General features: G+C 65.0%; 23 protein-coding genes. 15 read left to right on the forward strand and 8 right to left on the reverse strand.

Annotated features, from left to right (window positions below):
- Position 1: 1 nt before the first annotated feature.
- Both hslU and hslV read right to left on the reverse strand, forming a co-directional pair.
- Complete coding sequence (gene hslU, locus AC1ROB_RS03065) at positions 2-1,318, reverse strand: ATP-dependent protease ATPase subunit HslU (protein ID WP_492972219.1); 1,317 nt, start codon at positions 1,316-1,318, stop codon at positions 2-4.
- Positions 1,315-1,869, reverse strand: a complete 555-nt coding sequence (gene hslV / locus AC1ROB_RS03070; RefSeq protein ID WP_492972218.1) for an ATP-dependent protease subunit HslV — start codon at positions 1,867-1,869, stop codon at positions 1,315-1,317. The genes hslU and hslV overlap by 4 nt, the downstream gene beginning before the upstream one ends.
- Positions 1,870-2,142: 273 nt before the next feature.
- Here hslV and AC1ROB_RS03075 point away from each other — a divergent pair, with 273 nt between their 5' ends.
- Entirely contained in the window at positions 2,143-3,012 is an 870-nt protein-coding gene (locus AC1ROB_RS03075) for a hypothetical protein (RefSeq protein ID WP_492972217.1), read from the forward strand.
- Positions 3,013-3,021: 9 nt separating this feature from the next.
- Here the strand turns inward: AC1ROB_RS03075 and AC1ROB_RS03080 are convergent, their stop codons facing one another.
- The gene (locus AC1ROB_RS03080; protein ID WP_492972216.1) at positions 3,022-3,864 is read right to left on the reverse strand and encodes a hypothetical protein; all 843 of its coding nucleotides are present in this window, start codon (positions 3,862-3,864) and stop codon (positions 3,022-3,024) included.
- A 155-nt stretch (positions 3,865-4,019) separates the two neighbouring features.
- Positions 4,020-4,472 carry a helix-turn-helix domain-containing protein gene (locus AC1ROB_RS03085; RefSeq protein ID WP_492972215.1) on the reverse strand — a complete coding sequence of 151 codons (453 nt, stop codon included), beginning with the start codon at positions 4,470-4,472 and terminating at the stop codon, positions 4,020-4,022.
- A 516-nt stretch (positions 4,473-4,988) separates the two neighbouring features.
- Here AC1ROB_RS03085 and AC1ROB_RS03090 point away from each other — a divergent pair.
- The gene (locus AC1ROB_RS03090) at positions 4,989-7,298 is read left to right on the forward strand and encodes a methyl-accepting chemotaxis protein (protein ID WP_493031379.1); all 2,310 of its coding nucleotides are present in this window, start codon (positions 4,989-4,991) and stop codon (positions 7,296-7,298) included.
- Between the two features lie 4 nt (positions 7,299-7,302).
- Here AC1ROB_RS03090 and AC1ROB_RS03095 read toward each other — a convergent pair whose 3' ends face one another.
- From AC1ROB_RS03095 to AC1ROB_RS03105, 3 genes are all read right to left on the reverse strand, one after another.
- Positions 7,303-7,881 carry an amino acid synthesis family protein gene (locus tag AC1ROB_RS03095; RefSeq protein WP_492973655.1) on the reverse strand — a complete coding sequence of 193 codons (579 nt, stop codon included), beginning with the start codon at positions 7,879-7,881 and terminating at the stop codon, positions 7,303-7,305.
- 9 nt (positions 7,882-7,890) lie between these two features.
- Complete coding sequence (locus tag AC1ROB_RS03100) at positions 7,891-8,757, reverse strand: fumarylacetoacetate hydrolase family protein (RefSeq protein ID WP_492973656.1); 867 nt, start codon at positions 8,755-8,757, stop codon at positions 7,891-7,893.
- A gap of 76 nt (positions 8,758-8,833) precedes the next feature.
- A complete protein-coding gene (locus AC1ROB_RS03105) occupies positions 8,834-9,535 on the reverse strand; it encodes an FCD domain-containing protein (RefSeq protein WP_492973657.1) in 702 nt (233 codons plus the stop codon).
- A gap of 156 nt (positions 9,536-9,691) precedes the next feature.
- Between AC1ROB_RS03105 and AC1ROB_RS03110 the strand changes: the two genes are divergently transcribed.
- The 13 genes from AC1ROB_RS03110 (at position 9,692) to AC1ROB_RS03170 (ending at position 20,148) form a co-directional block, all read left to right on the forward strand.
- Positions 9,692-10,666: a Bug family tripartite tricarboxylate transporter substrate binding protein gene (locus AC1ROB_RS03110; protein ID WP_492973658.1), complete on the forward strand. Its 975-nt coding sequence runs from the start codon at positions 9,692-9,694 to the stop codon at positions 10,664-10,666.
- A 4-nt stretch (positions 10,667-10,670) separates the two neighbouring features.
- Entirely contained in the window at positions 10,671-11,669 is a 999-nt protein-coding gene (locus AC1ROB_RS03115) for a zinc-dependent alcohol dehydrogenase family protein (RefSeq protein WP_492973659.1), read from the forward strand.
- A gap of 31 nt (positions 11,670-11,700) precedes the next feature.
- Positions 11,701-12,660 (forward strand): VOC family protein, encoded by a 960-nt coding sequence (locus AC1ROB_RS03120; protein WP_492973660.1) that lies wholly within the window; start codon positions 11,701-11,703, stop codon positions 12,658-12,660.
- Between the two features lie 258 nt (positions 12,661-12,918).
- Positions 12,919-13,392, forward strand: coding sequence for a hypothetical protein (locus AC1ROB_RS03125; RefSeq protein WP_492973661.1), 474 nt, complete (start codon positions 12,919-12,921; stop codon positions 13,390-13,392).
- Positions 13,393-13,503: 111 nt separating this feature from the next.
- Positions 13,504-14,094 carry an imidazoleglycerol-phosphate dehydratase HisB gene (gene hisB / locus AC1ROB_RS03130; protein ID WP_492973662.1) on the forward strand — a complete coding sequence of 197 codons (591 nt, stop codon included), beginning with the start codon at positions 13,504-13,506 and terminating at the stop codon, positions 14,092-14,094.
- A 9-nt stretch (positions 14,095-14,103) separates the two neighbouring features.
- The gene (locus AC1ROB_RS03135; protein ID WP_492973663.1) at positions 14,104-14,562 is read left to right on the forward strand and encodes a DUF2628 domain-containing protein; all 459 of its coding nucleotides are present in this window, start codon (positions 14,104-14,106) and stop codon (positions 14,560-14,562) included.
- 13 nt (positions 14,563-14,575) lie between these two features.
- Complete coding sequence (gene hisH, locus AC1ROB_RS03140) at positions 14,576-15,217, forward strand: imidazole glycerol phosphate synthase subunit HisH (RefSeq protein ID WP_492973664.1); 642 nt, start codon at positions 14,576-14,578, stop codon at positions 15,215-15,217.
- Positions 15,218-15,236: 19 nt separating this feature from the next.
- Positions 15,237-15,785 (forward strand): GNAT family N-acetyltransferase, encoded by a 549-nt coding sequence (locus tag AC1ROB_RS03145; protein ID WP_492973665.1) that lies wholly within the window; start codon positions 15,237-15,239, stop codon positions 15,783-15,785.
- Between the two features lie 10 nt (positions 15,786-15,795).
- Complete coding sequence (gene hisA, locus AC1ROB_RS03150) at positions 15,796-16,524, forward strand: 1-(5-phosphoribosyl)-5-[(5-phosphoribosylamino)methylideneamino]imidazole-4-carboxamide isomerase (protein ID WP_492973719.1); 729 nt, start codon at positions 15,796-15,798, stop codon at positions 16,522-16,524.
- Positions 16,521-17,282 (forward strand): imidazole glycerol phosphate synthase subunit HisF, encoded by a 762-nt coding sequence (gene hisF / locus AC1ROB_RS03155; RefSeq protein WP_492973666.1) that lies wholly within the window; start codon positions 16,521-16,523, stop codon positions 17,280-17,282. The genes hisA and hisF overlap by 4 nt, the downstream gene beginning before the upstream one ends.
- A 22-nt stretch (positions 17,283-17,304) precedes the next feature.
- Positions 17,305-17,634, forward strand: a complete 330-nt coding sequence (locus AC1ROB_RS03160; RefSeq protein WP_492973667.1) for a phosphoribosyl-ATP diphosphatase — start codon at positions 17,305-17,307, stop codon at positions 17,632-17,634.
- Between the two features lie 14 nt (positions 17,635-17,648).
- On the forward strand, positions 17,649-18,023 hold the full coding sequence (locus AC1ROB_RS03165) for a histidine triad nucleotide-binding protein (protein ID WP_492973668.1): 375 nt from the start codon (positions 17,649-17,651) through the stop codon (positions 18,021-18,023).
- A 145-nt stretch (positions 18,024-18,168) separates the two neighbouring features.
- Positions 18,169-20,148 carry a TonB-dependent receptor gene (locus tag AC1ROB_RS03170; protein ID WP_492973669.1) on the forward strand — a complete coding sequence of 660 codons (1,980 nt, stop codon included), beginning with the start codon at positions 18,169-18,171 and terminating at the stop codon, positions 20,146-20,148.
- 19 nt (positions 20,149-20,167) lie between these two features.
- On the opposite strand, the gene AC1ROB_RS03175 is transcribed toward AC1ROB_RS03170, so the two are convergent.
- On the reverse strand, positions 20,168-22,135 hold the full coding sequence (locus AC1ROB_RS03175; RefSeq protein WP_492973670.1) for a hybrid sensor histidine kinase/response regulator: 1,968 nt from the start codon (positions 22,133-22,135) through the stop codon (positions 20,168-20,170).
- Positions 22,136-22,157 lie beyond the last annotated feature (22 nt).

The raw sequence follows: 22,157 nt of genomic DNA on the forward strand, positions 1-22,157 counted from the left end.
CTTACAGGATGTATTTGCTCAGGTCGGCATTCTTGGCCAGATCGCCGATGCGCTGTGTCACATAGGCCGCATCCACCGTGACGGTCTGGCCGGCATGGTCGGTGGCGCTGTAGCTCACTTCTTCCAGCACGCGCTCCAGGATCGTGTGCAGGCGGCGGGCGCCGATATTCTCCACGCCCTCATTCACCTCGGCGGCGATCTTGGCCAGGGCATCGATGGCATCGTCGGTGAAGGCGAGCGTCACCTGCTCGGTGCCCAGCAGGGCCGTATACTGCTTCAGCAGGCTGGCCTCCGGTTCGGTCAGGATGCGCTTGAAGTCGTCGCGCGTCAGGCCCTTCAGCTCGACGCGGATCGGCAGGCGGCCCTGCAGCTCAGGCAGCAGATCGCTCGGCTTGGCCACCGAGAAGGCGCCCGAAGCGATGAACAGGATATGGTCCGTTTTCACCGTGCCGTGTTTCGTGTTGACGGTCGTACCCTCGATCAGCGGCAGCAGGTCGCGCTGCACGCCTTCGCGGCTGACATCGCCGCCGCCACGGTATTCGCTGCGCGCGCAGATCTTATCGATCTCGTCGATGAAGACGATGCCGTTCTGCTCCACCGCCGTGATGGCATCCTTCACCAGGCTGTCCTGGTCGACCAGCTTGTCGCTTTCTTCCTGGGTCAGTGCCGTCATGGCGTCCGCCACCTGCACCTTGCGCGGCTTGCCGCGCATGCCGCCAAAGGCCTTGCCCAGCATGTCCTGGATATTGGCCATGCCCATCTGTGCACCCGGCATGCCGGGAATCTCGAACATCGGCATGCCGCCGCCGGCACCATCCTTCAGTTCGATGTCCACCTCGCGTTTGTCCAGCTCGCCTTCGCGCAGCATCTTGCGGAATTTCTGCCGCGTCTCGACGCTGGCCTTCTCGCCGACCAGGGCATCGAGCAGACGCTCCTCGGCCGCCAGTTCGGCGCGGGCGGAGACGTCCTTGCGCTTGCGCTCACGGATCATGGTCAGCGCGCCTTCCAGCAGATCGCGTACGATCTGCTCGACATCGCGGCCGACATAGCCCACCTCGGTGAACTTGGTGGCCTCGACTTTAAGGAAGGGTGCATTGGCCAGCTTGGCCAGACGGCGCGAGATTTCGGTCTTGCCCACGCCGGTCGGGCCGATCATCAGAATGTTCTTCGGCAGCACTTCATCGCGCAGGGCCTCGGGCAACTGCTGGCGGCGCCAGCGGTTGCGCAGCGCCACAGCGACCGCCTTCTTGGCGTCGTGCTGGCCGACGATATAGCGGTCGAGTTCGGAAACGATTTCGCGGGGCGAGAACGAGGTCATGGCAGCTTTTCAACAATGACGTTGCGATTGGTATAGACGCAGATATCGGCAGCGATGTTCAGGCTCTTGCGCGCGATCGCCTCGGCATCCATGTCGTCGCGGTCGATCAGCGCGCGGGCGGCGGCCAGCGCATAGTTGCCGCCCGAGCCGATGGCGATCAGGCCGTCTTCCGGCTCCAGCACGTCGCCGGTGCCGGTCAGCACCAGCGATACTGATTTATCTGCCACCGCCATCATGGCTTCCAGGCGGCGCAGGTAGCGGTCGGTGCGCCAGTCCTTGGCCAGTTCGACGCAGGCGCGCATCAGCTGGCCGGGATGACGCTCCAGCTTGCTTTCCAGCCGCTCGAACAGCGTGAAAGCATCGGCGGTGGCGCCGGCGAAGCCGGCCAGGATCGAGCCGTCGCCGATGCGGCGGACCTTGCGCGCGTTCGACTTGATGACGGTCTGGCCCAGGCTGACCTGGCCGTCGCCGGCCAGCACAACCTGGCTGCCCTTGCGCACGGCAAGGATTGTGGTGCCGTGCCAGGTCGGCACGCGGTCTTCACTGCTCATGTCGGAAACCTCAACCTCGGAATGCCGTTTCATGTAGGAAGGCGGCGTCGCGCACGCAAGGTGCCGAAAATCCGACATCCGTCACAGTTTGAAGGGTGCTGCCGCCACGGCAGGGGCCCATGTCGTCGCGCGATGCTGCAGATCCTACAACCACTAGTCTACGCAACTTTCGCGACCGCGCGAAGTGGCGTGCAGGCGGTCCCCTCGACTCTTCCTCCGGGCTGCCCTAAAATTCCCCCACACCGGCACAGGCAGGCTGGTGGGGGTGTCAGAATGAACTACCTGATCGATCCGAAGGGCCAATGGTGGCGTTGGCCGTCCGCGACGCTGGCGGAACAGCTTGGTTATAGCGATCCCGATTTTGATCTCGCGTCCTACGCCACGCGCAATCTCGGTTTTGTCTCCCTGCTGGTCGATGAAGCGGCAACCTTCCTGCAGTTTCGCGCGGGCATGGTCAGCCGCGACGCGCTCGAAACCCTCAAGCCCTATCTGATGCGCGCGGTCGCCAAGAAGCCGGTGGCGCTGGTTTTCTATGCCAGCGGCTGGCTGGAAGAGGCCTATGTGGCGGCAGAGCCCTTGCTGGCCCGCATGGAAGAAGTGGCGCCGATGCGCGAGGCGCGCATGCGCGACCAGTTCATCCGTCAGGCCCATGCGCCGCGCGACTGGCTCTATCATGCCCATGCCGAACTCAGCGGCCTGTTCGAACTGTGGCGCTTTGTCGATGGCGTCTATTCCGAACCGGTGCACCGCTACCTGCAGAGCACCGGGCTGCAGGATCGCACCGTGCGCATCCAGCCCGGCAACGATGGCGAGCTGTATGTCGACAACAGCGGCACCGGCTTCACCGTCTACGACAATTTCTCCTTCCATGAAATGCGGCGGCGGCGGATCGACGACCAGCCTGATCGCGCCTATGGCCAGTGGGTGGCAAAGGCCTACAAGCAGGCGCTCGACAAGGGCGATCCGCAGATTGATGATATCGACGCTATCATCGAGCAGCCCGGCCATGATCCGCGCCGGCGCCGCTACCAGCGTGTGATTCTGCGCTGGAAGCTGCCGACAGAAGGGATTCTTCTCACCGGCAGCTCCCTGCTCAACCAGAACATTTCCATTCCGCTCGACGTCACCGACGCCAAGCGCTGATCTGTTCCGTCAGTGCACCGCCACCTGCAGCGGCGCTGCGGGTTGCGTCGGCATGCGTGGGGCGCTGTCGCGCTCCAGCAGGCGGTCGAACTGCTGCTGGTCGGCCAGCAGCTCGGCACGATCCATCCACACCAGGGTGCCGTCCAGGCGGACATCGCCGGGTGCGTTCATCCAGCGGATGCCCGGTTCGATATTGCGATAGCCATAGGCCTTCGCCACGCCCTTCTGTACCAGCGCATGGCTGACCATGCTGAAAGTGTATTGCGTGTCCCACAGCGTCAGCGCCAGTGCACGGCTGATGCGCGGCAGGATCATCGGCATCTGCCGCTTGCGATAGTCCGGATGAATCCAGGTGCCGCCGGAATAGACCATGGCCCCGCGGATCAGCGCGGCGCCGGGACTGTCGGCATCGCAGCTTTCCTCGGGCAGCTTCTGCTCGTCCGGGCGGGGATAGAACAGCTTCAGGCTTTGCAGGTAATCGCGCAGCGTTTCCGTGCCGGTATCGAAGAAGCGCGCGGCCTGGGTGCTGACGATGACGTCATCCTCATCGCGACCGATCAGCCAGAAGCCGCAGCTTTTGTCGATGCCGCCATAGGCGCAGTCGAAGCTGGGCGCGAGGCCGTGCCAGCTGCCCTGGTTGCGGGCATTCACCTCGCGCAGCAATTCGAAGTCTGTGCTCAGGGTGAGATAGACGCCGCGGTCGCGGGCGGCTTTGTCGGCGGCCAAAAAAAACGCGCCCAGTTCGGGGCGCGGTCCATGCGTCAGCGTAATTTGGTCAGGCAGGCGGGGATGCACCGGGCTGCGGGCGTGAATCGCCGGCGGCGCGGGGAAGCGCGAGAAAATGGTCATCATGACCTCCGTCAGTTGTGGTTAGCACGACGGAGTATACACCATTATGGTTAATGTTCCCAGTTTGTTGACAACGGAGGTTGTAGCCCGAAGGCCGCCGGGCACAAAAAAACCGGGCCATGAGCCGGCCCGGTTTTTAGTAACGGATGGTGTGAAGATCAGGCCTCGACGGCCGGGGTCTCTTCGCTTTCGCCCTCTTCCTTGCCGCTATAGGAGGTGGCGGCGGCCTTGATCAGCTGGAAGATGCGGTCCCGCACCATCGGGTCGGTGATCTTGCCGAAGTTGCGCACCAGCTCCAGCGCCTGGCGGCGCGATACCGGGCTTTTATCCTGCTCGATCTCGGAGACGACGGAATGTTCGGGCCGCACGCTGGGCTGATGTTCGATGCCCGGCATGTCTTCAAAGAAGTAGGACGGCGGCACGTTCAGAATCTGCGAAAACTGCTGCAGGCGGCTGGCGCCGATGCGGTTCAGGCCTTTTTCGTATTTCTGAATCTGCTGGAAGCTCAGGCCCACGGACGTACCCAGGCGCTCCTGGCTGAAACCGGCAAGAGTGCGGCAAGCGCGCAGCCGTGCCCCGACATGGGCGTCGTATGGGTTCGGTTTACGCATAAGCTTCTCCATCACGGGTGAGTCTCTGCTGTTGTTTGATGTAGTGTTTTTACCACCACTCGCCAGGGGCTTCTACCCGGTTGCATTTTGCGGCCCGGAGCAAAGTCGGGCGATTTCCATAACTTATACATTCTCCAAGAAGTCAAATCCGCTTGCAGCGAGAATGGCTTAAGTCAGAAACAACCATGGCGTCATTGCGCCGTGCCAGACGGTCGTCACTTTGTAAAATTTTGATAACCTGCGCTTCAGGATCGTGCTTGACCCTGCTCGCGTGTACCGCGAGGCTGGCGCGGTTCCTTGGGGGGAACGCCGGAACGGGCAAGACCCAAACCGCACCGTGAGATGACGCACGGCTGCCGTCCCGTACCGAGGAGTAGGAGCTTTGATGCGTTTTTCGTTCTGCGTCGCCGATCCCTGTCGCGCCCGCATCGGCCGCCCTCACCCCATCGCCTGATCCCACCCGCAACATTAGGCGCGCCATGGCTGTCGCGCCTTGCTTCGCCCATGGAGAATCCTATGGCTGTTTCCGAGCTGTCCCTTGCTCTTCCCGTTGAAGATGCAGCACCGCCGGCCCGCGATCCGCGCCGCGTGCCGCCGCTGGTCGCCTGGTTCGGCCGGCTTGGCATCCGGCTGCGCATCGCCATCGGTTTTGCGGCGGCGCTGCTGCTGCTGACGATCGTGGCTGCGGCCGCCGTCTACGGCATCCAGCGCGGCGTCGTCGCCTTCAGCACCTATGACCGCATCGCCGGCAACAACCAGCGGCTCTATGGTTTCGAACGCGATCTGGTCGATCTGCGCCGCAATCTGCTGCTGTTCATCGAGCGCGACGATCCGCGCGGCCTGCTCGGCGTGCGCCGGCTGGAGCCGCGCATGACCGAAGCCCTGGATGGTCTGGTGGCCGGCGTGCGCGATCCGCAGCGCAAGGCCATGCTGGCCGAAACGGTGCCGCTGCTGAAAAGCACGTTTTCCAAGCTGGCGCTGGCGCTGGATGCGCGCAACCAGCTCAAGGCGATCAGCAGCAGCCAGCTCGACGTTTATGGCCCGCGTGCCCGCGAGAGCCTGATGCAGCTGATCAAGGCTGCGAACAAGAAACAGAATTTCATGACCGCAACGGAATCCGGCCTGGTGCTGGATGCGTTTTCGGAAATCCGCATCGCCGCCACGCGGTTCATCGGCCAGGGCGACATGGCGATGGCGGCCGAGGCGCGCGGCAAGGTCGGCACTTTCGTCGACATGATCGAAGACCTGAAGATCATGCTGGAAGACGAGGCGGAGCTGAAGGCGCTGGCGACCGAGGCCGAAACCTTCGCCAAACAGTATGAGGCCGGCATCCTTAACGCGGCGGGTGCCGCCGCCGACATCAACCGTCTCGTCTATCAGGAGATGGAGCAGGATATCGCGCAGATCGCCGAGCGTATCGAGCAGGTGCGCAGCAGCCAGGATGCGACGCTGCAGACCGAGCGCAGCGGCGCGACCGCTGCGTTCGACGCCACCTTCGCCACCGTTCTGGTCATGTCGCTGGCCGCGCTCGCCGTCGGCATCGTCTTTGCCTGGCTGATCGGCCGCAACATCGCCAATCCGATTACGGCATTGACCGATGCGATGGCAAGGCTGGCGCAGGGCGATTACGGCGCCGCGGTGCCGGGCCTGCAGCGCGGCGACGAGATCGGCCGCATGGCTTCGGCGGTTTCCGTGTTCAAGGAGAATGGCGCCGAGAATGAGCGCCTGCGTGGCGAGGTGGAGACGGAACGCCGATCGGCCGAACAGACCCGCGCCGAACAGGAAGCGCTGCTCGACCGTGCGGTGGGCGAGATCGTGTCGGCGGCGGCGGCCGGCGAACTGGACCGCCGCATCGACACGGCGCCCTTGAGCGGAGTGGCTGTGCGGCTCGGCAGCGGCATCAACCAGCTGCTCGATGCCATCGGCGGCGCCATCGGTGCGGTGGGCGGCGTGCTGGCCGGTCTGGCCGCCGGCGATCTCACGCGCCGGGTGGACGGAGAGTATAACGGCGTCTTTGCCAAGCTGCAGGGCGACGTCAACATGGCCGGCAGCACGCTGGCCGATGCGATGACGCAGATCGCGCAGAGCGCCGCCGCGGTGCGCGACGCGTCTGCGGAGATCTCGACGGGCAGCCAGGATCTGGCGAGCCGGACGGAGAGCCAGGCGGCGGCGCTGGAACAGACGGCCGCCTCGATGCATCAGGTGACGGCGACGGTGAAGCAGAATGCCGACAATGCCCAGGCGGCGAATCAGCTGGCCGGGGTGGCGCGCGACACGGCGGAGAAGGGCGGCGGGGTGGTGACCCAGGCGGTTGCGGCGATGGGCGAGATCGAGGGCAGCGCCCAGAAGATCAGCGATATCGTCGGCCTGATCGACGAGATCGCCTTCCAGACCAACCTGCTGGCGCTGAACGCATCGGTCGAAGCGGCAAGAGCCGGCGAGGCCGGCAAGGGCTTTGCCGTGGTGGCGCAGGAGGTGCGCACCCTGGCGCAGCGCTCGGCCGATGCCAGCAAGCAGATCAAGGGCCTGATCTCGGCCTCCAACGCGCAGGTGAAGTCCGGCGCGGTCCTGGTGAACCAGGCCGGCAGCTCGCTGACCGAGATCGTGACGGCGGTAAAGAAGGTGTCGGACATCGTGGCCGAGATCGCGGCGGCCAGTGCCGAGCAGTCGCGCGGTCTGGAAGAGGTCAACGGCGCGGTGGTCAACATGGACGAGATGACCCAGCGCAACGGCGCGCTGGTCGAGGAGACCAATGCCTCCGCCCAGGCCATGGCCCAGCAGGCCACCGAACTGAGCGCGCTGGTGCAGCGCTTCCGGGTCGCCTGACCCGTCAGCGCAGGCCGTCGATGCCTTTGATCTCGGTGGCTGCGAGGCCGCCGAGCCGGGCATTCGGCCGGCCGCCCGTGGCCATGCCGAGCGCATAGACAATTTCATCGGCGCGCGGCGCATCGTCGATGCTGACGCCCACCGTATGGAAATGCGAGCGCACATAGGCGGCGTTCACATGGCCCAGCGGCATCATCAGGCGCACGCCGACCGGGCCCACCATCTTGCCGGCGGGCACGATCGCCTTGGTATCGCCCAGCACCGCGCGCATACCCCAGCCGCCCGAGGGATGCCACATGGCGCCATGCTCCAGTTCGCCGCCGGCGCCGACGATCGCGCCCTTGCCATAGGCCTCGATCTCCGCCGGCTTGGCATCCAGCGCCTTGAGCAGGCGGCGCGCCACTTCGCGGCCCAGTTCGTTCAGCGCCTCCATGCCCGGCATCAGGTCTTCGACATACCGGCCGGCATAGGGATTCTGGACAACGACAGCCGCCGTGCCGATCCGCAGCGGTTTCGCAAGGTCAGGGCCGTGATCGTGCAGCACGTCCTCGACATTGGTGACGAATTTGCGGACCTTCCACATGGCCGAACCTCAGGCTTCGTTGACGACCGGGTTGCGCAGAACGCCGATCTTCTCGATCTCCACTTCCACCGTATCGCCATGTTTCATGAAATGCGGCGGCTTGCGGCTCCAGCCCACGCCGGCCGGCGTGCCGGTGACGATCACGTCGCCGGGCACCAGGTCGAAGATGGTCGAGCAATAGCTGATGATGCGCGGAATCTTGAAGATCAGGTTGCTGGTGTTGGAGGATTGCTCGGTCTTGCCGTTCAGACGCAGCTCCAGTTTCAGATTCTCGGGTTCCGGAACCTCATCGGCGGTCACCATCCAGGGACCGAAGGCGCCGGTGCCCTGGAAATTCTTGCCCGCCGCGATCTGCTTGGCATGGAACTGCCATTCGCGGATGCTGGCGTCGTTGTAACAGGCATAGCCGGCAATGTGCTTGTAGGCATCGGCCTCGGCGATATGACGGCCGCCCGTGCCGATAATCAGCGCCATCTCGCCTTCCCAGTCGAGCTGCTCCGATACCTTCGGGCGGATGATCGGCTGGCCATGGGCCACCTGCGAACGCCAGACGCGCAGGAAGATAGGCGGAAACTCCGACAGCTCGCGATGCATGCCGGCGGCCAGCACCTCCTGGTGATGATCCATGTAGTTGCGCACCAGGCAGACGATCTTTTCCGGGCGCGGGATCACCGGTAGCAGGGTCACGTCCTGCAGCGCCAGTTCGGCCTTGAGGCCGGCCACGATGGCATCGCGCCCGGCATAATCCTTGCCGCTAAGGAAATCAGCCAGCGTGGGATAGCTGTCGCCGAAATGCCGGCCCAGATCGACGATCCTGTCGCCCTGCACGGCGCCCCAGGATTCACGGCCTTGATGGGCGAAGGATGCGAGTTTCATAGATGGTGTCTCCCTGATGATACGCGCGGCCACACTGTCATTGCAGGGCCGCGCGGCAATGACTGGATGAGTGGTGTTACGAGGTCACGGTTTCGCCGGTTTGCCGGGCCTGCATGGCATTGGCGACATTAGCGGCGGTTTTCATCACATGCTCGCGCAGATGCGCAGCCGCCTTTACCGGGTCGCGCGACAGCACGGCGTCCATCAGCTTGCGGTGTTCGTCGCTCTTGTTGCGCTTGGCCGTGCGATAAATGGCGGACAGCCGGCGATAGCGTTCGGCCTGGTCGAACAGGCTGATGCACATGTTGATCAGGCGCTGCGACTTGCCGCCCGACAGCAGCGCCATGTGGAAGTCGCGATGGCGCTGGCTCCATTCCTCGTTCAGCGGCAGCGTTTCATCGAACAGGCGCTTTTCCTCGCGCTCGAGGCGATAGAAGGCGGCGACGATGCGCGCCTCCCAGTCGTCGCCGCCATCGGCGATGGAGGCTTCAACAGCTTCGCGCTCCAGCACCACGCGCAGGGCGGCGATGTCCTGCAGGTCTGCCAGCGACACCGGCGCCACGCGGAACCCGCGATTGCCTTCCGCCACCACCAGGCCTTCCGCGGTCAGGCGGTTCAGCGCCTCGCGCAGCGGGCTGCTGGAAAACTCGTATTCCCGCTGCAGCACATCGATCTTCAGCTTGTCGCCGGGCAGCAGTTCGCCGCGCACGATGGTCTGGCGCAGCAGGGAATAGGCCTTCTCGACCAGGGTGGGTTCGGCTTCGGGGCGGGCGATCATGGCTCAGCCTATACAGGACCGGCGGTTTCAGTGTTGTGCATTCTTGTAGACATTATGCATAAAACGATGCTTAATGCAAACATTAAGTACGGCTGCCGGTGCAGAAAGTTTCATTTTCTGGCCGGTAAACCGCAAAAAACCTTAGGGAGAACACCGATGAGCAAATTTGCAGGCTTTGCCGGCACCCTGCTGGCGACCGTCTTTATGGCCGGCGCGGTCCAGGCCGCCGACTACCCCACCCGCCCGATCAGTCTGGTGCATGGTTTCGCCGCCGGCGGCACGGCAGACGCGATCTCGCGCATCCTGGCCCAGCCGATGTCGGAAATCCTGAAACAGCCGATCATCGTCGAGCAGCGTCCGGGTGCCGGCGGCAATAATGCCTCGCGCACCGTCGCCAATGCCGCGCCCGATGGCTACACCATCGGCCTGCCCACCGGCGGCCATGCGGTCTCGGCCGGCCTGTATAAAAGCCTGCCGTTCCATCCGGTCGACAGCTTCGAGATGATCTCGACTGTCGTCTATTACGCCTTCGCCATTGCCGCAAAGCCGGATTTCCCCGCCAACAGCATCGGCGAACTGCTGGCCTATGCGAAGGCCAATCCGGGCAAGCTGGATTACGGCTCTGCCGGCGTCGGCTCGACCCATCACCTGACCGGCGAACTGCTCGCCTCGGTCGCCGGCATCCAGTGGAATCATGTGCCCTATCGCGGCGAGGCTGCAGCCTTCACCGGCCTGCTCAGCGGCGAGCTACCGATCATCATTGCCACCACAGTGACCGTGCAGCCGCAGCTCAATGCCGGCAAGCTGAAGGCGCTGGCGGTGTCGTCGCCGGCGCGGTTCCGAGGCATGCCCACCGTGCCCACCGTGGCGGAAAGCGGCGTGCCGAATTTCGATGTGCGCACCTGGGCCGGCCTGTTCGCGCCCAAGGGCACGCCGGCGCCGATCATCGCGCAGCTCAATGCCGCCGTGCAGCAGTCGCTGGCGCGGCCTGATGTGAAGGCGCGGCTTGAGGAAGTGGTCGGCGGCGATGTACAGGGCAGCACGCCGCAGGCGATGAAAACGATGGTTGCCGCCGAAGCCGCGCGCTGGACCGATGTGATCAAGAAGGCGAATATTCCGCAACAGGAATGAGAACGTGAAAACAGTCATCATCCGCAACACCGGCGGGCCGGAGGTTCTGCAGGTCGAAGACGTGCCGACGCCCCGGCCGGGACCCGGCGAAGTCGTGGTGCGGGCCGAGGCCATCGGCGTCGGCTGGCCCGATGTCCTGATCCGCACCGGCGTCTACAAGTGGATGCCGCCGCTGCCGACCAGCCCGGGCAGCGATATGAGCGGTCATGTCACCGCGATCGGCGATGGTGTGACGGCGCTCAGCGTCGGTCAGAAGGTTCTGGTGACGGCGCGCGAGCTGGCGCAGCGTGGCGGCTGCTATACAGAGTCTCTGGCCGTGCCGGCCGAGGCCCCGTTTGCGCTGCCGGCCCATGTCGATCTCGATGCTGCGGCCTGCCTGCCGAATTACCAGGTCGCCTGGTCGATGCTGCGCCTGGCCCTGCGGGGCGGCGACCGCAAGCCGTGCAGCGTCTTCATCGCCGGCGCGGCCGGCGGCGTCGGCAGCGCCGCGGTGCAACTGGCGAAGCATCATGGCCTCATCGTGATCGGTAGCGTCAGCTCGGCTGAAAAGGCAGACTTCGCACGGCGCCAGGGCGCCGATCATATTATCGATTACAAGGCCGAAGCAGTGCTGCCGCGCGTGCTGGATCTCACCGGCGGTGCCGGTGTCGATCTGGTGCTGGACCATGTCGGTGGTGCAGCGCTGACCGACGGCCTGAAGATGCTGGCGCCCTGGGGTACGCTGATCTCCTTCAACGCCATCGCCGGCCTGCCTGAACAGGACGCGTTCGCTACCATGCGCGCCCTGCTGTCGAAAAGCCTGACCCTGCGCTGCTTTTCCATGCATACGCTGGATGGCGATCCGGCGCTGCGGCGGCAGATCATGACCGAGGTCATCGTCCTGCTGTCATCCGGGGCGATCCGGCCGGCGATCGGCAGGCGCCTGCCGCTGTCGCAGGCCGCCGAAGCCCATCGCCTGATCGAGCGCGGCGACTCGCTCGGTAAAATCCTGCTGTCGCCGTGACGCGGCAGACCGTGCAGTTCGTGAGGTAACCATGGCCGAACCGATTATCCGCATCAAAGACATCGCCTGGATCAGGCTGCGGTCTCCCGACCTGGATCAGCAGGAAGACTATCTGACCACTTTCGGCATGACGCGCGTCGAACGCACGGCTTCGGCGCTCTATATGCGCGGCACCGATCCGTCGCATCACATCCACATCACCGAGAAGGGCGATCCGGCCGTCTTGCGCATCGGTTTCTGGGCGCGGTCGCTCGATGATCTGCACAAGCTGTCGAAAGAAGCCGCCGGCGCCTCGGCGGTTGAATCGATCGACGAACCCGGTGGCGGCAAGCGCGTGCGGCTGTCCGAACATAACGGCATGGGGCTGGAAGTGGTCTGGGGCGTGGCGGCGGCACCGGCCCTGCCGGTACAGACCAATGCTTTCAACTTTGGCCATGACAAGCAGCAGCGCGCCGGTCACCTGCTGCGTGTCGACAACCGGCCTTCGCAGGTCAAGCGCATCGGTCACGCCGTGATCAGCACGCCCGAGGTCGAGAAGTCGGTTGCCTGGGCCCAGCATCATCTCGGCATTGTCGCCTCCGACGAGGTGCATGCCGAGGACGATCCCGGCCTGATGCTCGCCAGTTTCAACCGCGTCGATGCCGGCGAGACCTATGTGGATCATCATGTGATGATGTTCGGCCGCCACCAGAATGCGGGTCTCAACCACATCTCCTTCGAGGTGCAGGATTTCGACGATCTCGCCGTCGGCCATGAAGCGCTGCTGGCGAAATATCCCGATCTACATCTCTGGGGTCTCGGCCGCCACACGCTGGGCAGCCAGATCTTCGACTACTGGCGCGATCCCTGGGGCCGGGTCCATGAGCACTGGACCGATACCGATATGCTGAACAGCAGCCACGAATACCGGCGGCACCCCAAGAGCAAGGGGCTGCGCTCGCAATGGGGCAGCCAGGCGCCCCAGGCTTTCCGCGACGCCGCCAGCCGCTGACCGCAGGCCGGCCTGGGCCGGCTGAGGGAAATCGTGATCGTGACTACAAAAGTATGCTTCACCTATCTGTAGGGAGGTACTAATGTTCCTTTCTGCTCGCCAAACACGAGATCGGCGGCTAATCTGGTATTCAGAAGCCGCTGTAGCCGTGCTGGCCGCAGGAAAAACGCATCCTCCCGCGCCTTATGATCCGTCTGCCAATCGATTTACCCGTGATGCCTGCTTCCATGCCCTTCCCGGCCAAGGCCTGACGCCGCCATGCGCGACCGTCTCGGCAAGGCCCTGGTACTGCTGCAGGCCACCCCCCTGCCGGCCGATCTGATCGACAACCCGGCGCGCACCGGCCAGTGGCTCACCACGCTGGGCAATCTGCAGCAGGCGGTGGCGACCCTGCGCGGCGAGGCCCGCAATGCCCGCGGCGAAATCGCCGAAACCCGCGGCGAACGGGTGATGCGCAACTTCAACCGCATGGTTGCCGATCTGCCGCTGGCCTGCCTCAACGGGGTGTCGCCGGTGATCAAGCTGGGCCTGATCCGGCCGCTGCTGGTCGATCTCGAAGCGGTCGAGCGCCGCATCATCGGGATGCCGCTGCCGGACCTGAGCGCCTTCACCGCCAAACTGACCCAATATCGCACCGCCACCGCCGGCATGGCGGCCCGCCATGCGGCACCCGATCCGCCGGCCCAGTTCCGCCCCCCGGCCGAGGTCGTGCGCCCGCCAACCCGGCACTGACTCGGGACCGGTTCCGGGGCGTCAAACCCGGTAGCGACCCGTTCCGGTTCCTGCTATACCGCGCCCGTTCCCGCCCATCCCCTGGCGGGGCAGTGGCAAGGAGAGCGTCCCATGGCCCGTACGGCCAGCATTGCCCGGAAAACCAATGAAACCGAGATCGCGGTCACGCTCGATCTCGATGGCAGCGGCGTCTACAAGGTCTCGACCGGCGTCGGCTTCCTCGACCACATGCTGGAGCAGCTGTCGCGCCACAGCCTGATGGACCTCGAGGTCCAGGCGAAGGGCGACATCCATATCGATTTCCACCACCTGACCGAAGATACCGGCATCGCCATCGGCGAAGCCGTGGCCAAAGCGCTGGGCGACCGCAAGGGCATCATGCGCTATGGCGATGCGCTGATCCCGATGGACGAGACGCTCACCCGTGTCGCCATGGACATCTCGAACCGGCCGTATCTGATCTGGAAGGTGAATTTCACCAAGCCCAAGCTCGGCGACATGGATACCGAACTCTTCAAGGAGTGGTTCCAGGCCTTCGCACAGAATGCCGGCATCACGCTCCATGTCGAGAATCTCTATGGTGAGAACAATCACCATATCGTCGAGAGCTGCTACAAGGGCCTGGCGCGCGCCTTGCGCACGGCCTTCACCGTCGATCCGCGCAGCCCGCACGCGCTGCCGACGACCAAAGGCAAGCTCTAAGGGGCACTCATGCGATTTTTCACCCTGCATGAGCGTCCCGGCAAAGCCGGCGGCGATACCGACCTGCTGGCCGTGAAAACCGGCTTCAGCTGGTGGGCCGCCGTGCTGCCGCCGCTCTGGCTGCTGCGCCACCGCCTCTGGCTCGGCCTGCTCGCCTATATGATCTTCAGCACCGCCTTCGGCATCGCGCTCGAACTCGGCGATATCGCCGATCCGGCCGCCAGCGCCATCGGCATCGCATTCAGCCTGCTGATCGGCGCCATGGCCCATGACTACCGGCGCTGGACGCTGCGTCGCCACGGCTGGCGCATGGTCGGCGTGCTGCGCGCGGCGGATGCCGAGGAAGCCGAGCTGCGTCACCTGCACGACGGGCGCCATGCGATCGTTCCGGCGGCGGCCCCGGCCTATATGGCGGAGGCGTATCCGATGCGCGGCAGCACCGACGCCTTCCCCCGTTTATTGTCATGATGCGGTTATTGTCATGAAGCTGGCCCTGATCGATTACGGCTCCGGCAACCTGCGCTCGGCGGCGAAAGCCATCCAGCGCGCGGCCGACGAGAATGCGATTGCGCTCGACCTGCGCGTCACCGCAAAGACCGAGGATGTGGTCGCCGCCGATGCCATCGTGCTGCCCGGCGTGGGCGCCTTTGCCGACTGCTATCGCGGCCTCAATGCGCTTGATGGCATGATCGAGGCGCTAAACGAACAGGTGATCCGCAAGGCGAAACCCTTCTTCGGTATCTGCGTTGGCATGCAGCTGATGGCGACCGTCGGCCGCGAGCATGGCGAGCATAAAGGCCTCGGCTGGATCGACGGTGCGGTCGAGCTGCTGAAGCCGGCGGATGCAAGCCTGAAGGTGCCGCATATGGGCTGGAACCAGCTCAACCTGCGTCAGCCCCATCCGGTGCTGGCCGGGCTGGAAACCGGCACCCACGCCTATTTCGTCCACAGCTATCACATGATTCCCGCCGACCGCGCCGTGGTGCTGGCCGATGCCGCCTATGGCGGGCCGGTGCTGGCGATGCTCGGACGCGACAATATGGTCGGCACCCAGTTCCATCCGGAAAAGAGCCAGGCGACGGGTTTGCGCCTGCTGGCGAACTTCCTGCGCTGGCGTCCGTAATGGATCAGGAACCGAAGCCATGAATGCCGGACTGAAAGACATCAAGCCCAATGCCCTGGTCGAAAAGGTCATCAGCCTGAGCGATGACGAGATCGACGAGCTGTCTGATGCCGCCGAGAAGGCGATCATCGACGGCAACGGCTTCGGCTGGCTCAAGGTGCCGGCGCGCCGCATCCTGGAAAGCTACTGGCGCGGCGTGCTGCTGATGCCGCAGCGCGACCTGTTCGTGGCCCGGCTGGATGGCGCCATCGTCGGCTCGACCCAGCTGCTGCGACCCTCGATCAACAACGAGGCCCAGGGCCACAGCGTGCAGGTCACCACCTTTTTCATCGCGCCCTGGGCGCGCGGCCATGGCCTGGCGCGCGGCCTGATGGCCTTTGCCGAAGAAGCGGCGCGCGAATCCGGCTACCGCCAGATCGATCTCGACATGCGCGCCACCCAGGCGGCGGCGATCCAGCTGGCCGAAGGTGCGGGCTATCGTCGCTGGGGCGTCAAGCCGCATTACGCCTTCGTCGACGGCCACTATGTGGAAGGCTACTTCTACAGCAAGCCGCTGCTGGGGCTTTGATATGAGCGCGCTGAATCTCTATCCCGCCATCGACCTGAAGAACGGCGAATGCGTGCGCCTGCAGCAGGGCGACATGGATCGCGTCACCGTCTTCAACAAAGATCCCGCCGCCCAGGCCGCGGCCTGGGAAGCCGCCGGTTTCAAATACCTGCATCTGGTCGATCTTGATGGCGCCTTTGCCGGCAAGCCGGCCAATGCGGCGGCCGTCACCGCGATCCGCAAGGCGATCACGCTGCCGATCCAGCTCGGTGGCGGCATCCGCGATGAAGCCACCATCGAAGGCTGGCTCGATGCCGGCATCAGCCGTGTCATCCTCGGCACCATTGCCGTGCGCGATCCGGAACTGGTGAAGCGCGCCGCACGGCGCTGGCCCGGCCGCGTCGTGGTCGGCATCGATGCGCGCTCGGGTCGTGTGGCGGTGGAAGGCTGGGCCGAGGCGAGCGATCTCGATGCCATCGACCTTGCGAAAAAATTCGTCGATGCCGGCGTTGCCGCCATCGTCTACACCGATATCGACCGCGACGGCCTGCTGAAGGGCGTCAATGTCGCCGCCACTGCCGCCATGGCGCGTGCGGTATCGATCCCGGTGATCGCGTCCGGCGGCCTGGCCGGCATCGAGGATGTCATCGCGCTCAAGCATGAGGCGGCCAACGGCGCCGGCATCGACGGCGCCATCCTCGGCCGCGCGCTCTATGACGGCCGTATCGATCCAGCCGCAGCACTGAAGGCGGCGGCATGAGTCTGAAAGTCCGCATCATTCCCTGCCTTGACGTGAAGGACGGCCGCGTCGTCAAGGGCGTCAATTTCGTCAACCTGCGCGATGCCGGCGATCCGGTCGAACAGGCCGCGGTCTATGACGCCGCCGGCGCCGACGAGCTGACCTTCCTCGATATCACGGCATCGTCGGACGCCCGCGACACCCTGTTCGACGTGGTGGCGCGCACGGCTGAACGCTGCTTCATGCCGCTCACCGTCGGCGGTGGCGTGCGCGTGGTGGAAGACGTGCGCAAACTGCTGTTGGCCGGCGCCGACAAGACCTCAATCAACACCGCTGCCGTCAACCGCCCGGATTTCGTGCGCGAGGCGGCCGAGAAGTTCGGCAGCCAGTGTGTGGTGGTAGCCATCGATGCCAAGCAGGTCTCTCCCGGGAAATGGGAGGTCTTCACCCATGGCGGCCGCACCGGGACCGGGCTGGATGCTGTTGAATGGGCGCAGCGTATGGCCGCGCTCGGCGCCGGCGAGATCCTGCTCACCTCGATGGACCGCGACGGCTCCGAGAAGGGCTTCGACCTGGAGCTGACCCGCCGGGTGGCGGACAGCATCTCGATCCCCGTGGTGGCGTCTGGCGGCGTCGGCAATCTGGATGACTTCGTCGATGGTGTAACCAAAGGCCATGCCTCGGCCGTGCTTGCGGCCTCGATTTTCCACTTCGGCCGGCATAGCATCGGCGAAGCGAAACAGCATATGGCCGCCGCCGGTATCCCGGTGCGGCTGTAAGGCACAAAGGGAGCGCGACGCGATGGGCGAGAACCGCGATACGCTGGAACGGCTGTATGAGGTCATCAAAAGCCGCAAGGGCGGCGACCCGGCCGTGTCGCATACCGCCAAGCTGTTCGCCAAGGGCCGTGCCAAGATCGCGCAGAAGATGGGCGAGGAAGCCGTCGAGCTGGCGATCGCCGCCGTGGCCGAAACCCGCGACGACGTGATTTCGGAAAGCGCCGACCTGGTCTTTCACCTGCTGGTGCTGTGGGCCGATTGCGGCGTCACCATCGATGAGGTGCGCGCCGAACTCACCCGCCGCGAAGGCATGTCGGGCATCGAAGAGAAAAAAGCGCGTCAGCTCACCTGATCGGGACGGATTGCATGGCCAAGGCTTACGACAGCACCAACATCTTCGCCCGCATCCTGCGTGGCGAGATTCCCTGCAAGAAGGTCCATGAGACGGCGCATAGCCTGGCCTTCCACGACATCAATCCGCTGGCGCCGGTGCATGTGCTGGTGATCCCTAAGGGCGCCTATGTCGATTTCGACGATTTCTCCGCCCGCGCCTCGGCCGAGGAAATGGCCGACTACACCAAGGCCATCGGCGACACCGCGCGCCTGACCGGCGCCGCCGCGGGCGGCTATCGCCTGCTCAGCAACTGCGGCGAAAACGCCAACCAGGAAGTGCCGCATCTGCATGTGCATGTCTTCGGCGGTCGCGTCCTCGGCCGCATGCTGAAGAAGGACGGCGAGTAGTCCGTCACCAATCTCGTCATTCCCGCGCAAGCCGGAATCAGCGCTCATCCATAAATCCTGGGGAACGGGGATTTTCTGACCCTTGCGGATCAATTTGTTACTTTATAACGTTATAGAGTAACAATTCTGCTTCCCGGGGGTTCCCATGTCGTTTTCCGTCCCGCGCCTGCTGAGTGGCGTCAGTCTTGCCGTCCTGCTGCCCGCTGCGGCTCTGGCCCAGGAAACCCCGACCCAGCTCTCTCCTGTCGTCGTCACCGCGCCGCTGCGCCAGAGCCAGGACGAGATGGCCGAAGCCACCACGGTGCTGGAGGGTGCGGCGCTGGATCGCCGCCGCGCCGCCACCCTGGGCGAAGTGCTGGATGGCACGCCCGGCGTCACCTCCACGCAGTTCGGCGCCGGCGCCGGCCGGCCGATCATCCGCGGCCAGAGCGGCCCGCGCGTGCGCGTGCTCGACAACGGCGTCGATACCTTCGATGCCTCCACCGTCAGCCCCGATCATGCGGTGATCGCGCCGATGGGCGGTGCGAAACGCATCGAGGTGCTGCGCGGTCCGGCCACGCTGCTCTATGGCAGCTCGGCCATCGGCGGCGTGGTCAATGTGATCGACGGCCGCATTCCCGATGCCATGCCGAAAAACGGCACGGCGGGCGAGGCGCGGATCGACTATGGCACCGGCGCGAAGGAGAAAAGCGGTTTCGCCGCCATCGACCAGGCCGTCACCGACCGCTTCGTCGTGCATGGCGAAGCCGGTGCGCTGACGGCCGATGATTACGGCATCGACGGCTATGCCAGCCCGGCGGCCCGCGCCCGCGGCACCAGGGGCCGCGTCGACAATACATCGATGCATAACAGCAATGGCGCTGTTGGTGCGTCATACCTCGGTGAGGCCGGCTATGCGGGCGCCAGCGTTTCGCAGTTCGACAGCTATTACGGCGTGCCGGGCAACGATCCGGTGCATATCGACATGAGCCAGACGCGGCTCGATACGAAATTCGGCTTCTACGAGCCGCTGCGCTTCCTGGACGAGGTGAAACTGAAATTCGGCTATGCCGATTACCTGCATGACGAGATCGAGGCCAACGGCCGTCCGGCCACGCGTTTCGATTCCGAAAGCTGGGAAGGCCGGCTCGAAGCCGTGCACAAGCCGTTGTTCGGCGGCAACGAAGGCGTCATCGGCCTGCAGGGCGGCCGTCGCGATCTGACCGCCACCGGCGTCGAGGCTTTCATCTCGCCCACCGTCACCGACAGCCAGGCGCTGTTCCTGCTCGAGCGTTATGAGACCGGTCCCTGGGGCTTTTCGCTCGGCGGCCGTGCCGAGCGCGTAAGCGTCGAGGCCAGCACGCTCGGCCAGGAGCGCGCTTTCACGCCGCTGGGGTTATCCGCGGGCACGACCTACAAACTGAATGACAGCTATACGGCGGGCCTGTCGCTGTCGCGCACCGAACGGGCGCCCTCGGCCGAAGAGCTGTTTTCCAACGGTGCGCATCTGGCGACGCAGAGTTTCGAGATCGGTCGCGCCACGCTCGACAAGGAAACCGCCTGGCATGGCGAGATCAGTTTGCGCAAAACCGCCGGCGACGTGACCGGTGCGGCCACGCTGTTTGCCACGCGGTTTCAGGATTACATCTTCGGCGCCTTCACCGGCAATCAGCAGGACGGGCTGAACGAGCTGCAATACAGCCAGACCGATGCGGATTTCCGCGGCGGCGAACTGGAAGCCGCCTGGACCGTCTTCCGCGGCACCGGTTACACGCTCGGCCTGGATGGCAGCGCCGATTATGTGCGCGGTGAGGCGCGCGGCAGCGGAACCGCGCTGCCGCGCATTCCGCCGGTCGGCTACCGCAGCGGCTTCACCGTCAGCACCGCGCCGCTCGACTGGCGCATCGAGGTCGCCGGCCGGCTCGACCAGGATCGCACCGGCGTCAACGAGACGCGCACCGATGGCTATACCGTGCTGAACACGGCCTTCACCTGGCGGCCGTTCGAACAGAACCGTGATCTCGCGTTCAGCCTGCAGGGCCGCAACCTCACCGACGAGGAAGGCCGCAATCACACATCCCTGCTGAAAGACGTGGCGCCGATCCGCGGCCGCGAGTTGCGGCTGGGCATGGCGGCAAAGTTCTGATCTGGGATGTCGGGATGCCTTACGCGGCGGTCTTATCGACGCTCTCGGCGATGATGCGGGCGAGGTCTTCCTGGAAGAACGGCTTGCCGAGCCGCGGCAGGGCCGTGCCGTCGGGCAGTTCGGCATAACCGGTGGCCAGGATCACCGGCAGCTTCGGCCAGGCCGCGCCGATCGCATCGGCCAGCTGGGTGCCGGTCATCTGCGGCATCGCCTGGTCGGTGATAACCAGATCGATCTGGTGCTGGCCGCTGCGCAGGACATCCAGGGCCTGCTGGCCCGAGATGGCTTCGATCGCGGTGTGACCCAGGTCTTCCAGCATTGCCACGGTGCTGAACAGCACCAGGCGGTCGTCATCCACGGCCAGGATGGTCAGCTTGCGCATCCCGGGGTCCTCCTGTGATGTGAGTGTCATGGTCGTATCGGCGTCCGGCAGGCCGGCCATCCCTGCCACCGGCAACCAGAGTTCGGCCACCGTGCCTTCCTGTCTGCGGCTTTTCAGCACCAGCTGCCCGCCCGACTGTTCGGCCAGGCCATGCACCATCGACAGGCCGAGCCCGGTGCCCTTGCCCACCCCCTTGGTGGTGAAGAAGGGCTCCATGGCGCGCGACAGCGTCGTCTCGTCCATGCCCTCGCCGTTGTCGGCAACCGACAGGCAGACATAGCGGCCGGGCAGCAGGGTGCCGCGGGTCTGGGGCAACTCTTCCGAATAGGCGGTGACCACGATGACGCCGCCGTCGGGCATGGCATCGCGCGCATTCATCGTCAGGTTCAGCAACGCCAGTTCGAGCTGGTTGCCATCCACCATCACGATATCCAGCTGTGCGGGGAAGCGCACCTCGATGCGGACCTGCGGGCCCAGCGAACGCTGCAGCAGGTCGGTCATGCCATAGACCAGCTGGCCCAGATCGGTCGGTTCCGGCTTGAGCGCCTGGCGGCGGGCGAAGGCCAGCATGCGCTGGGTCAGCGCCGCGCCGCGCTGCGCACCCTGCATGGCATTGTCGAGCAGCCGCAGCAGCTTCACATCCTCGGGCAGGCGCTTGCGCATCAGCTTCAGGCTGCCGAGGATCACCATCAGCAGGTTATTGAAGTCATGGGCGATGCCGCCGGTCAGGCGGCCGATGGTGTCCATCTTCTGCGACTGGAACAGGGCCTGCTGTGCTTCTTCCAGGGCGCGCTGCGTGTTGTGCCGCTCGGTGATGTCGCGCGTGACCTTGGCATAGCCGATCAGCGTGCCGTCGTCGCCGCGGATCGCATCGATCACCACATTGGCCCAGAACCGCGTGCCGTCCTTGCGGATGCGCCAGCCTTCCTTCTCGAAGCGACCTTCGCGCGCGGCGATGTCGAGGCCGCGCGCCGGTTCGCCGGCGGCGCGGTCCTCCGCGCTGTAGAACTGCGAGAAATGCTGGCCGATGATTTCGGCCGGGGTATAGCCCTTGATCTTCTGGGCGCCGGCATTCCAGTTGGTCACGCGGCCCTGGGGATCCAGCATGTAGATGGCATAGTCGGTGACGCTCTGCACCAGCAGGCGAAAGCGTTCCTCGCTGTGGCTGAGGGCCGAGGCCGCGCCTTCGCGCTCGCTCAGGTCACGGGTGATCTTGGCATAGCCGATCACCCGGCCGGAGTTCTCACCCGGTTCATGAATGGGATCGATGACCACATGGGCCCAGAAGCGGGTGCCGTCCTTGCGCACCCGCCAGCCTTCGCTCTCGAAGCGGCCCTCGCGCGCGGCCGTGGCCAGCGCCTGCTGCGGCCGGCCGGCGGCGCGATCTTCCTCCGGCCAGAAGCGGGCGAAATTCTGACCGATGATTTCTTCGGCGGTATAGCCTTTGAAGCGCTGGGCGCCCGGATTCCAGCTCACCACGGTGCCGTCGGGATCCAGCATGTAGATGGCATAGTCGGTAACCGCCTCGACCAGCAGCCGATACTGGCCATCCGGCGTCAGCCCGCCGGCAAAATACGGCAGCTGGGATCGCGTATTGCGTTCCATGGACGGGACGTCCCCCTTCAGG

The organism is Ferrovibrio sp. GW821-FHT12F09 (assembly GCF_058806775.1).

What these genes read in the sequence shown, in the direction of transcription:
- AC1ROB_RS03090 (WP_493031379.1), top strand. Translation starts at nt 4,989, where the DNA reads ATGGCTGTTTCCGAGCTGTCCCTTGCTCTTCCCGTTGAAGATGCAGCA.
- AC1ROB_RS03120 (WP_492973660.1), top strand. Translation starts at nt 11,701, where the DNA reads ATGGCCGAACCGATTATCCGCATCAAAGACATCGCCTGGATCAGGCTG.
- AC1ROB_RS03165 (WP_492973668.1), top strand. Translation starts at nt 17,649, where the DNA reads ATGGCCAAGGCTTACGACAGCACCAACATCTTCGCCCGCATCCTGCGT.
- AC1ROB_RS03160 (WP_492973667.1), top strand. Translation starts at nt 17,305, where the DNA reads ATGGGCGAGAACCGCGATACGCTGGAACGGCTGTATGAGGTCATCAAA.
- AC1ROB_RS03085 (WP_492972215.1), bottom strand. Translation starts at nt 4,472, where the DNA reads ATGCGTAAACCGAACCCATACGACGCCCATGTCGGGGCACGGCTGCGC.
- AC1ROB_RS03080 (WP_492972216.1), bottom strand. Translation starts at nt 3,864, where the DNA reads ATGATGACCATTTTCTCGCGCTTCCCCGCGCCGCCGGCGATTCACGCC.
- AC1ROB_RS03145 (WP_492973665.1), top strand. Translation starts at nt 15,237, where the DNA reads ATGAATGCCGGACTGAAAGACATCAAGCCCAATGCCCTGGTCGAAAAG.
- AC1ROB_RS03135 (WP_492973663.1), top strand. Translation starts at nt 14,104, where the DNA reads ATGCGATTTTTCACCCTGCATGAGCGTCCCGGCAAAGCCGGCGGCGAT.
- AC1ROB_RS03175 (WP_492973670.1), bottom strand. Translation starts at nt 22,135, where the DNA reads ATGGAACGCAATACGCGATCCCAGCTGCCGTATTTTGCCGGCGGGCTG.
- hisH (WP_492973664.1), top strand. Translation starts at nt 14,576, where the DNA reads ATGAAGCTGGCCCTGATCGATTACGGCTCCGGCAACCTGCGCTCGGCG.
- AC1ROB_RS03100 (WP_492973656.1), bottom strand. Translation starts at nt 8,757, where the DNA reads ATGAAACTCGCATCCTTCGCCCATCAAGGCCGTGAATCCTGGGGCGCC.
- hslU (WP_492972219.1), bottom strand. Translation starts at nt 1,318, where the DNA reads ATGACCTCGTTCTCGCCCCGCGAAATCGTTTCCGAACTCGACCGCTAT.
- AC1ROB_RS03075 (WP_492972217.1), top strand. Translation starts at nt 2,143, where the DNA reads ATGAACTACCTGATCGATCCGAAGGGCCAATGGTGGCGTTGGCCGTCC.
- hisF (WP_492973666.1), top strand. Translation starts at nt 16,521, where the DNA reads ATGAGTCTGAAAGTCCGCATCATTCCCTGCCTTGACGTGAAGGACGGC.
- AC1ROB_RS03125 (WP_492973661.1), top strand. Translation starts at nt 12,919, where the DNA reads ATGCGCGACCGTCTCGGCAAGGCCCTGGTACTGCTGCAGGCCACCCCC.
- AC1ROB_RS03110 (WP_492973658.1), top strand. Translation starts at nt 9,692, where the DNA reads ATGAGCAAATTTGCAGGCTTTGCCGGCACCCTGCTGGCGACCGTCTTT.
- hisB (WP_492973662.1), top strand. Translation starts at nt 13,504, where the DNA reads ATGGCCCGTACGGCCAGCATTGCCCGGAAAACCAATGAAACCGAGATC.
- AC1ROB_RS03170 (WP_492973669.1), top strand. Translation starts at nt 18,169, where the DNA reads ATGTCGTTTTCCGTCCCGCGCCTGCTGAGTGGCGTCAGTCTTGCCGTC.
- AC1ROB_RS03095 (WP_492973655.1), bottom strand. Translation starts at nt 7,881, where the DNA reads ATGTGGAAGGTCCGCAAATTCGTCACCAATGTCGAGGACGTGCTGCAC.
- AC1ROB_RS03105 (WP_492973657.1), bottom strand. Translation starts at nt 9,535, where the DNA reads ATGATCGCCCGCCCCGAAGCCGAACCCACCCTGGTCGAGAAGGCCTAT.
- hslV (WP_492972218.1), bottom strand. Translation starts at nt 1,869, where the DNA reads ATGAGCAGTGAAGACCGCGTGCCGACCTGGCACGGCACCACAATCCTT.